6 protein-coding genes and 1 pseudogene are annotated in these 10,660 nt (G+C 63.3%); 5 read left to right on the plus strand and 2 right to left on the minus strand.

All coding sequences use genetic code 11. The features are described from left to right. Nucleotides 1-160 precede the first annotated feature (160 nt). Nucleotides 161-1,108, minus strand: a pseudogene (locus tag QMX78_RS17325) (LysR family transcriptional regulator); the annotation flags it as partial. Between the two features lie 555 nt (nt 1,109-1,663). On the opposite strand from QMX78_RS17325, the gene QMX78_RS17330 reads away from it, so the two are divergent. The 4 genes from QMX78_RS17330 (at nt 1,664) to QMX78_RS17345 (ending at nt 8,382) form a co-directional block, all read left to right on the plus strand. Beyond that, nucleotides 1,664-2,818, plus strand: coding sequence for an efflux RND transporter periplasmic adaptor subunit (locus QMX78_RS17330; RefSeq protein ID WP_282271860.1), 1,155 nt, complete (start codon nt 1,664-1,666; stop codon nt 2,816-2,818). Nucleotides 2,819-2,925: 107 nt separating this feature from the next. Next, the gene (locus QMX78_RS17335; protein ID WP_282271853.1) at nt 2,926-6,096 is read left to right on the plus strand and encodes a multidrug efflux RND transporter permease subunit; all 3,171 of its coding nucleotides are present in this window, start codon (nt 2,926-2,928) and stop codon (nt 6,094-6,096) included. A gap of 130 nt (nt 6,097-6,226) precedes the next feature. Further along, nucleotides 6,227-6,964, plus strand: coding sequence for an SDR family oxidoreductase (locus QMX78_RS17340; RefSeq protein ID WP_282271854.1), 738 nt, complete (start codon nt 6,227-6,229; stop codon nt 6,962-6,964). Next, on the plus strand, nt 6,958-8,382 hold the full coding sequence (locus QMX78_RS17345; RefSeq protein WP_282271855.1) for an efflux transporter outer membrane subunit: 1,425 nt from the start codon (nt 6,958-6,960) through the stop codon (nt 8,380-8,382). The genes QMX78_RS17340 and QMX78_RS17345 overlap by 7 nt, the downstream gene beginning before the upstream one ends. Before the next feature lie 76 nt (nt 8,383-8,458). Here the strand turns inward: QMX78_RS17345 and QMX78_RS17350 are convergent, their stop codons facing one another. Beyond that, a complete protein-coding gene (locus tag QMX78_RS17350; protein WP_282271856.1) occupies nt 8,459-9,955 on the minus strand; it encodes an aminotransferase class III-fold pyridoxal phosphate-dependent enzyme in 1,497 nt (498 codons plus the stop codon). A 118-nt stretch (nt 9,956-10,073) separates the two neighbouring features. On the opposite strand from QMX78_RS17350, the gene QMX78_RS17355 reads away from it, so the two are divergent. Next, a complete protein-coding gene (locus tag QMX78_RS17355) occupies nt 10,074-10,505 on the plus strand; it encodes an Lrp/AsnC family transcriptional regulator (RefSeq protein WP_282271858.1) in 432 nt (143 codons plus the stop codon). Nucleotides 10,506-10,660: the final 155 nt, after the last annotated feature.

Below are 10,660 nucleotides of genomic sequence, written 5' to 3' on the forward strand. Positions count from 1 at the left end.
GCGGGGATTTGTTTATAAGACACAGATCCAAACACAAACGGCGGCCTTGTTGGCCGCCGTTTCTGTTTGACGGGTAGTGCCGCACTCAGGCGCTGAGTGCTTCCACCACCCGCAGTTTCGGGTGGCCCTTTGAGCGCTGCTGGTACTCCTGCTCGATATCGGCCAGGCGCTTGGCATTCGGGCACTGCAACATCATGTAGTTGGCGTCGAAGTTGAGCTTGGCGACCAGGAAGTCGATGAACGCGCGCACCTTGGGGGAGACCAGGCGGCCGCCGGCAAATACCGCATTGAAGTCGTAATCCGGGCCAGTCCAGCCGGGCAGAACCTGTCGCACCATGCCGGACTCAACAAAGGGCTTGGCCATCACGTCGCTGCTCAGCATCAGGCCTTCACCGGCCACCAGGGCGGCGTTCAGTGCTGAAGGGTCATTTGCCACCAGTAGCGGGTTGACCGTAAATTCGCGCATCTCTCCACCATTTTCGGCCAATGCCCATGTAAAACGCTGGGTCTGTCCATGATGGATCTTGCGGATCGCCAAGGTGCGATGGAATTGCAGCTCATCCGGGTGCTTGGGCTCGCCGTGCACGGCGAGATAGGCGGGGCTGGCGAATACCTGGGTGCGCAGGCTGCCCAGCTTGCGCGCGATCAGGTTGGAGTCGGGCAGTGCGCCAACGCGCAGTGCCAGGTCCACTTCCCCTGAAATCAGGTCCAAGGTCTCATTGCCCAAGTGCATGTCGACCCGGATCTCAGGGTACTCGCTCTGGAACTGGCCCAGCAGCGGTGCAATCCAGCAGGTGCCAATCGAGTACGGAACGGTGAAACGCAGCCAGCCGCGGGGGCCGGATTGCAACTGGCTGACCGCGCTTTCGGCCTGATCCAGTTCACGGGCAATACGCTGGCAGTGCTCGTAATACACGGTCCCGGCCTCGGTCAGGCCCAGGCGGCGCGTGGTCCGGTGCAGCAGGCGGGCGCCCAGTCGGGTTTCCAGCTCCTGCACCTTGCGGCTGACCGTGGTCTTGGGTTGGCCGAGCAGGCGCGCAGCGGCAGTGAAACTGCCCTGTTCGACCACTTTGACGAAGATCAGGGTGTCGTTGAGATCGTTGGCCATGGTTGGGACTCTTGCGGCAACGGAATTGTGCCGGCGACGGGATGATTATTCCCTTCAATCCGTACTAATCAAGTCTGGATTAGGGCCCTATCTTGTATGCCTGTATCCAATCCGGACATGCCGTCATGCGCATGCGCTCCCCCATGGCCCTGCCAGCACCTCGCCGTGAACCCAGTTACCGCAATGCTTTGCCTTCAAGGTTGGCCTGCAATCAATTGAATCCATTGCAGTTTGAGGCCTTGCTTGGCGACATGCAGGCGGCTGCCCCTCGAGGCGCCAAGCGGCAAGGTGTTGCGATGCTGCGACGGGTCCTGGGGTTGTTTGTCCCATTGGTGGTCCAAAAATTTCCGCGGACGGGACAGTGATTCCGCCGCCACCGCCGCTGATCCGCCCGCCCAGGGCCCAGCTGCGCAAATTGTCGCGTGACGGGCTGGCGCCACCGCGATGTCGAGCTCCATTCCGTTTTTTTGCAATTCCCTGATCACCTCCCCCTTGGAGCACGAAATGAAAGGCATCTCCCCATCACCCGCGTTGCGCCGCGTTGCCTTGGCAGGCATGTCAGCGCTGAGTTTGGCCGTACTGGTCGCCTGCAGTGGCGGCCACGCGGAAAACGCCGCGCCACCAGCACCCGAAGTAAGCGTTGCGCCAGTGCTGATCAAGCAGGTTGCGCAGTGGGACGAGTTCAGCGGCCGCGTCGAGGCCGTGCAGAGCGTTGAATTGCGTCCGCGCGTATCTGGCTACATCGACAAGGTGAATTACGTCGAGGGCGATGAGGTGAAGAAGGGCGACGTACTGTTCACTATCGATGCGCGCAGCTACCAGGCCGAGTTCAACCGGGCGCAGGCCGAATTGAATCGCGCACGCACGCAGGCTGGTCTTGCACGCAGCGAGTCCGAGCGCGCCCGTCGCCTGGCGGAGCAACAGGCTATTGCTGCGGAAACCGCCGAACAACGCCGTGCCAGTGCAGATCAGGCCGGTGCGCAGGTGCAGGCCGCACAGGCAGCATTGGATGCGGCGCGTCTCAACCTGGAGTTCACCAAGGTACGTGCGCCGATCGATGGCCGTGCAGGCCGTGCGATGGTGACCGCTGGCAACCTGGTCACCGCCGGTGATGCAGCCAGCGTGCTGACCACCTTGGTGTCGCTGGACACGGTGCATGTCTACTTCGACGCCGACGAGTCCACCTACCTGCGCTACGTGCAGATGGCGCGCAATGGTGAGCGCCCGAGCGAGCGTGACCAGGCCTTGCCGGTCAAGGTTGGTCTGAGTGGCGAGCAGGGCTATCCGCACGAAGGCAAAGTCGATTTCCTCGACAACCAGATCACCCGCAGTACCGGCACCATCCGCGTGCGCGCACTGCTGGACAACGCCAGCCGCCAGTTCACTCCAGGCCTGTTCGCTCGTGTGCAGCTGCTGGGTAGCGGCCAGTTCCAGGCAGTACTCGTGGACGACAAGGCGGTGCTGACGGATCAGGATCGCAAGTACGTCTTCGTGCTGGACAAGGACAACAAGGCGCAGCGTCGTGATGTCCAGCTCGGCCGCAATGCCGAGGGCCTGCGCATCGTAGAGCAGGGTCTGGCCGCCGGCGACAAGGTCATCGTCGACGGCGTGCAGAAGGTGTTCATGCCAGGCATGCCGGTGCAGGCCAAGCCGGTTGCGATGCAGCGCACCGCTGCATCAGCCACCCAGGCCGTGAGCAGCATCAACTAAGCCGCCAACTACCTTTGCCGGCGTGGCAGCCGGCCGTGTTTGCCTGCTCCCGATTGGGGGCGGGCAGGGCGGCTGCAGCCTGACGCCAGCTTTTCCAAGGATTTCCCATGGATTTTTCCAGATTTTTCATCGACAGGCCGATCTTCGCGGCGGTGTTGTCGATCGTGATCTTCGCCGCTGGCCTGGTCAGCATTCCCTTCCTGCCGATTGGTGAGTATCCGGAAGTGGTGCCGCCGTCGGTGGTGGTGCGCACTGTGTATCCGGGTGCCAATCCCAAGGTGATCGCCGAGACGGTGGCGACACCCCTGGAAGAGGCGATCAACGGCGTCGAGGGCATGATGTACCTCAAGTCGGTGGCCGGCTCCGACGGCGTGCTGCAGATGACCGTCACCTTCCGCCCGGGCACCGATCCGGACGAAGCGGCGGTGAAGGTGCAGAACCGCGTCGCGCAGGCGCAGGCGCGCTTGCCTGAAGACGTGCGGCGGCAGGGCGTGACTACCCAGAAGCAGTCGCCGACGTTCCTGATGGTCGTGCACCTCACTTCGCCCAAGGGCAGCTACGACACCTTGTACCTGCGCAACTATGCCCGCCTGCACGTCAAGGACGGTCTGGCGCGTATTCCCGGCGTCGGTGATGCGCAGATCTTCGGTGGCGGTGACTACGCCATGCGTGCCTGGCTGGACCCGGACAAGGTTGCCTCGCGCGGACTGACCGCCAGCGACGTGGTGAGCGCCATGCGCGAACAGAACGTGCAGGTGTCAGCCGGCCAGCTTGGCGCCGAGCCCATGCCCAACAGCCAGTTCCTGACCCTGATCAATGCGCAGGGCCGCCTGCGCAGCGAGCAGGAGTTCGGCGACATCGTGCTCAAGGCCGGTGGCGAAGGCGAAATGGTGCGTCTGTCCGACGTTGCCCGCATCGAACTGGGCGCGGGCGATTACACCTTGCGTTCGCAGCTGGACGGCAAGAACGCGGTCGGTATCGGCATCTTCCAGGCGCCGGGTGCAAACGCATTGGACATCCGCGATTCCGTGATCGGCACCATGGACGAGCTGCAGAAGAGCTTCCCGGCCGACGTGAAGTACGAGGCGGTGTACGACACCACCATCTTCGTGCGTGACTCGATCAAGGCCGTGGTGACCACGTTGCTGGAAGCCATCGCGCTGGTGGTGTTGGTGGTGATCCTGTTCCTGCAGACCTGGCGTGCGTCGATCATTCCACTGATCGCAGTGCCGGTGTCGGTGGTCGGTACATTTGCTGCGTTGTACCTGCTGGGCTTCTCGATCAATACGCTGAGCCTGTTCGGCCTGGTGCTGGCGATCGGCATCGTGGTCGATGACGCGATCGTGGTGGTGGAAAACGTCGAGCGCAACATCGAGGAAGGCCTGTCGCCCACGGCTGCCGCGCACCAGGCGATGAAGGAAGTGTCCGGCCCGATCGTCGCGATTGCGCTGGTGCTGTGTGCGGTATTCGTGCCGATGGCGTTCCTGTCCGGCGTCACCGGCCAGTTCTACAAGCAGTTCGCGGTGACGATTGCCATTTCCACGGTGATCTCGGCGATCAACTCGTTGACCCTGTCGCCGGCGCTGGCTGCGCGCCTGCTCAAGCCGCATGGTGCGGCCAAGGATGCGCCAAGCCGTTTGATCGACAAGCTGTTTGGCTGGGTATTCCGTCCGTTCAACCGCTTCTTCAAGACCAGCTCGGAGAAGTATGAGCGCGGTGTGTCACGCATCCTCGGTCGTCGCGGCGCGGTGTTCGTTGTGTATGCCGTGCTGTTGGTGGGTACCGGGGTGATCTTCAAGCTGGTGCCGCCGGGCTTCATCCCGACCCAGGACAAGCTGTACCTGATCGCCGGTGTGAAACTGCCGGAAGGCTCGTCGATTGCACGTACCGATGAAATGCTGCGCAAGGTCGCCAAGATCGCCCAGGAAACCGATGGCGTTGCCCACACCATCTCGTTCCCCGGCTTGAATGCGCTGCAGTTCACCAATACGCCAAACACCGGCGTGGCCTTCATTCCGCTCAAGCCGTTCAACGAACGCAAGGGCCGTACTGCCGCGCAGATCAATGCCGAGATCAACCAGAAGATCGCCGGGCTGCAGGAAGGGTTTGCCTTCGCGATGATGCCGCCGCCGATCCTTGGTTTGGGTAACGGCAACGGCTACCAGATGTTCATCGAGGACCGTGGCAATCTCGGCTATGGCGCCTTGCAGAACGCAGTGCAGAGCATGCAGGGCGCGGTGGCACAGACGCCGGGCATGGCCTATCCGATCACCAGCTACCAGGCCAACGTGCCGCAGCTGGATGCAGAGGTCGACCGTGTGAAGGCCAAGGCACAAGGCGTGCAGCTGACCGAGTTGTTCGACACGCTGCAGACCTACCTGGGTTCGGCCTATGTCAACGACTTCAACCAGTTCGGCCGTACCTGGCAGGTGATCGCGCAGGCTGATGGTCAGTTCCGTGACAGCGTGGAAGATATCGGCAAGCTGCGTACCCGCAATGATCGCGGCGAGATGGTGCCGATCGGTTCGATGGTGACCGTCAAGGAAACCTATGGCCCGGATCCGGTGCTGCGCTTCAACGGTTACCCGGCGGCTGATCTGGCCGGTGAAGCAGATCCGCGCATGCTGTCCTCGGCCGAGGCGATGAACAAGCTCACCGAGATTGCCGGGCAGGTGCTGCCGGCCGGCATGGTCACCGAATGGACCGACCTGAGCTACCAGCAGGCGACCCAGGGCAAGGCGGCCTTCATCGTGTTCCCGGTGGCGATCCTGCTGGCCTTCCTGGTGTTGGCGGCCCTGTATGAGAGCTGGTCGCTGCCGCTGGCGGTGATCCTGATCGTCCCGATGACCTTGCTGTCGGCGTTGTTCGGGGTATGGCTGACCGGCGGTGATAACAACGTCTTCGTGCAGGTAGGCTTGGTGGTGTTGATGGGCCTGGCATGCAAGAACGCGATTCTGATCGTCGAGTTCGCCCGTGAGTTGGAGATGGGGGGCAAGGGCATCGTCGAGGCGGCATTGGAAGCCTGCCGGCTGCGTCTGCGTCCGATCGTGATGACCTCGATCGCCTTCATCGCCGGCACGGTGCCGCTGGTGCTCTCGCATGGCGCCGGTGCCGAGGTGCGCTCGGTGACGGGTATCACCGTGTTCGCTGGCATGTTGGGTGTGACCTTGTTCGGTCTGTTCCTGACCCCGGTGTTCTACGTGGCGCTGCGCAAGTTCGTGTCACGCAATGGCGGCGGCAAGCTGGTACAGCATGGTGAGCCGACCCTTCACCATTGATGGCAGGTGTAACTCCGTTGCGGGAGGCTGCAGATGTGTTGCCTCCCGCAGGTCCTTGTCACCTTCACTGGCAGGGACGGTTTGAAATGTTATCGGGCTTGTATCAATTCATTCCCCCAAGGAAAAGCAGATGAATACCCAGAACACCAACGTTGCCCTGGTTACCGGCGCCACCCGTGGCATCGGTCTTGAGACCGTGCGCCAGCTCGCAGCCGCGGGCGTGCATACGCTGCTGGCCGGGCGCAACTACGACACTGCCGCCGCAAAGGCGCAGGAGCTGAAGGCGGAAGGCCTGCCGGTGGAAGCCATCCAGCTCGACGTCAATGATCCTGACAGCATCGCGGTAGCGGTTGAGCGCGTGACGCAGCAGCACGGCAAGCTCGATATCCTGGTCAACAACGCCGGCGTGCTGGTCGATGACCTGCAGGCCGGTGCCAGCGGCCAATCGCTGGAAACCTGGCGCAGCACCTTCAACACCAATCTGTTCGCCGTGGTTGAAGTGACCGTTGCATTCCTGCCGCTGCTGCGCGCTGCACCGGCCGGACGCATCGTCAATGTGTCCAGTATCCTCGGCTCCTTGACCCTGCATGCGCAGCCGGGCTCTTCGATCTACGGTTTCATCGTGCCGGCCTACAACGCTTCCAAAAGCGCGCTGAACGCCTGGACCGTGCAGCTGGCGCACGAATTGCGCGAAGGCCCGATCAAGGTCAACGCGGTGCATCCGGGCTATGTCAAGACCGACATGAACGGTGGCGAAGGTGAGATCGATGTCGTCGAAGGCGCACGTTCCAGCGTCGGCATGGCCTTGATTGGCGCCGATGGCCCGACCGGCAGCTTCAGCTACCTCGGTGAGGTGCTGCCGTGGTGATGCGCGTATTGGTGACGGCAATGGCCAGCGCTTTGTTGGCCGGTTGCGTGACCGTTGGTCCGGACTACAAGGCAGCACCGGTAGAGCCGGTTAGCCTGCAGGGCGCGGCAGATGCTGCGTTCTCCAGCGCACCACCGGTGGCCAACTGGTGGGCGCAGTTTGATGATCCGGTGTTGGCACAGCTGGTGCAGGGCGCGCTGGGCGACAACCTGGATCTGCAGATCGCCATGGCCCGCGTGCGCGCTGCACGTGCAGCGTTCACCGAGCAACGCTTGGATCAGCTCCCACACGTGACCGCTGCTGGCAGCCAGGACCGGCGCAAGCAGCCCGACGCATCGGTCGGCGGCGAGCGTGTCTATAGCGAAACCTATCAGCTTGGTTTCGACGCAGGCTGGGAGCTGGATCTGTTTGGTCGGCAGCGGCGTGCAGCCGAAGCGGCAAGGGCCGACCTCGGCGCCGAGCGCGACAACCTGGCCGACGCGCAGGTGATGGTGGCGGCCGAAGTGGCACGCAACTACTTCGAGCTGCGCGGGTCACAGAAGCGGATCGCCGTTGCCCGCGACACGCTGTTGAACCTGCGCGAGACGCAGCGGCTGACCGAAACCCGGTTGGAGCTTGGCGCTGGCAGTGAGCTGGACGTGCAGAGCAGTCGTGCCCGTCTGAAGGCGATCGAGGCGGATATTCCGTTGCTGGAAGTGTCCGAAGTGCAGTCGCGGCATCGTCTTGCCGTGCTGCTTGGGCAGCGTCCCGGTTCGCTGGACACACTGCTGCAGCCACGTGAAGTGCCTGCATTCGCCAAGGCCTTGCCACTGGGCGACACCAGCGACCTGCTGCGGCAGCGTGCCGATGTACGCATGGCCGAGCGTCGCCTGGCTGCAGCCACGGCGCGTGTTGGCGTGGCGACGGCCGATCTGTTCCCGCGCATCAGCCTGAGTGGTTTCGTCGGCTTCCTTGGCGGCGATGCTTCCGGTCTGGTGAACGGCAACAACAAGGCGTGGTCGTTGACCCCGTCGATCAGCTGGGCGGCATTCGACTTCGGCACCGTGCGGGCACGCCTGCGTGCCAGCAAGGCGCAGGCCGATGGCGCGGCAGCCGAGTACGAGAAGGCGGTGCTGCTGGCATTGGAAGACACCGAGAACGCGCTGACCCGCTATGCCAAGCAGCAGGCACGCTTGGGCATCGTGGCTGAGCAGGCACAGGCCGCACGCAAGGCGGAATCGCTTGCGCAGCTGCGTTATCGCGAAGGCTCGGAAGACTTCCTGGCCTTGCTGGATGCGCAGCGCAATCAGTTGGCTGCCGACGATGCGTTGGCGGCAGCGGAAGCGTCGGTGAATGTCAGTGTCGTTGCTGTCTACAAGGCACTGGGCGGCTGGGGTGGACAGCCCGGTCCTGCGTTGGCGGTCACCAGCGTACGTTGAGAGAGCGGGAGCTTCTGGATCTGCAAACAGAAACAGGCGGCCAATGGCCGCCTGTTTCGTTACGCATCACAGAAGATCAAGCAGCGTCAGCTTGCGCCCGGCGCGGGCCTTCAACCAGCGCGCGACCAACCATGTCCACCAGCACGTCGAGCTCTTCTTCATCCATGCCGAAATGCGGGGTGAAACGCAGCGAGTTCTCGCCGCCGTGGATCACGTTGACGCCGTGCATGCGCAGCCATTCTTCGGTGGAGCCGGCGCCATAGCATTTGAACTGCGGGGCCAGTTCGCAGGAGAACAGCAGGCCGGTGCCCTGCACCTTGGTGATCAGGCCGCCGAGCTTGGTCTTGAGTGCTTCCAGCTTCTGCACGGCCTGTTCACCGCGCAGGCGGATGTTCTGGCGAACTTCCGGCGACAGGCGGGCGAGGGTGGCAACAGCCACATCCAGCGCGCGCGGGTTGGTGGTCATGGTGTTGCCGTACACGCCCTTGCGGTAGAGCTTGGCGGCATGCTCGGTGACGGCCAGCACCGACAGTGGGAACTGCGCGCCGTTCAAGGCCTTGGAATAGGTTTCCATGTCCGGCGGATCCAGCGTCTCGTAGCCCGGGTAGTCGACGAAGGACAGGGTGCCGTGCGCACGCAGCGCGGCCTGGATGGAATCGATCAGCAGCAGGCTGCCGTGCTCGCGGGTCAGTTCGCGGACCAGCTTGTAGAAGCTGGCCGGTACGGCGCGGCCGGGGTCGCCTTCGCCCATCACCGGCTCCAGGAATACCGCCTCGATGAACCAGTTGTTGGCCTTGGCATCCGCAAACACCTTGCGCATCGCTGCTTCGTCGTAGGGCGGTACGGTGATGACGCTGTTCTCGCCGCGGTAGCTGGCCAGATGCTGGTCATAGGCCTTGCGGCTGGAGTCGGAGTACAGCGCCGGGCGGTCGGTGCGGCCGTGGAAGCTGCCCTTGATCACCACCCGCTTGATGGTGGCGCCGGCATGCGGTGCACCCGGATCGGTCTGCAGCTTGGCGTTGATGTCGGCAATGCGAGCGGCCAGGCCAACGGCCTCGGAGCCGGAATTCAAGCACATGAAATGCGAGAACGGACAGCTGCCGCGGCTGTGGCCGATCTCTTTCTGCATGGCCTGCACGAAGCGGCGCTGGGCCAGGCTCGGGGTCATGATGTTGGCCATCACCTGCGGCTTGGCTGCAGCGGCCATCACGTCGGCCGGGGTGTGGCCGAAGCCAAGCATGCCGTAGCCGCCGGCGTCATACAGTACGGCGCCCTTGAGCGAGACCACCCACGGGCCGCAGGCGGCCAGGGCGATGTACGGGACGACGGCGTCGTCGGCGTAGAAATTGACGAAGCCGGCCTGCATGGCTGCGATCTGGTCGTGCTCGTCCAGATCCAGCAGGTCGGCAGCTTCGTCCTTGATGCGAGCGTATTCGCTGGCGGCAGCGGCGATGGCGCCAGCCAGGTCCGGGTGAGCGACGGCCAGGCGTTCAACGCTGGCGTCGTCCAGACCTTGGGTCAGGCGGTTGCCGGCGTGTGCGCGAAGCGGGGCGAGGGGGCCGAGTACGGTCATGCTCATCTCCAGAAGTTTCTTGTATATACCCATTATGTGGAGATTCTGGACATATGGCAGCTATGATCTCGACGGATTTTCGGGTAATTTCGGCGAATCGACGAAGCTGGTTTGCAATGTGAATATTTCTCCCGCCGACGAACGCCTGTTGTCCGTATTGCGCGAGGACGCGCGCGCCTCCACCGCGCAGATCGCCCGCCGGCTTGGCCTGTCACGGACCACGGTGCAGAGCCGCATCGACCGGCTCGAGCAGTTGGGAGTGATTGCCGGCTACACGGTGCGCACCCATGAGGACTACGAGCAGGGCCAGGTGCGTGCGCACGTGCTGATCACCGTCCTGCCGAAGAAGATGCCGGCCGTGGTCAAGGCGCTGCGTGACATCACCGAGGTGCGCTCGCTGCATTCGGTAAGCGGCAACCACGACCTGATCGCGATGGTGGTGGTGGGTGGGGTCAGCGAGATGGATGTGGTGACCGACGCCATCGGTGCGGTGGATGGGGTGGAGCGGACCAACAGCGCGATCATTCTTTCAACCAAGTTTGAGCGTTGAGGCAGTTGGCCGGGTTGCTTTGGCGTTGCTTTGCCCATGCTCTACAGCCGTCATTCCCGCGAAGGCGGGAATCGCTCTTGCTTTGGCTGTTCGCTGTTGATTTGGCCTGGCCAGTGCGAATTCAGGAGCAAGCCAGAGCCAGAGCGATTCCCGCC

Origin of the sequence: Stenotrophomonas sp. PS02298, from assembly GCF_029959445.1 — a bacterium.
GTDB lineage: Bacteria > Pseudomonadota > Gammaproteobacteria > Xanthomonadales > Xanthomonadaceae > Stenotrophomonas.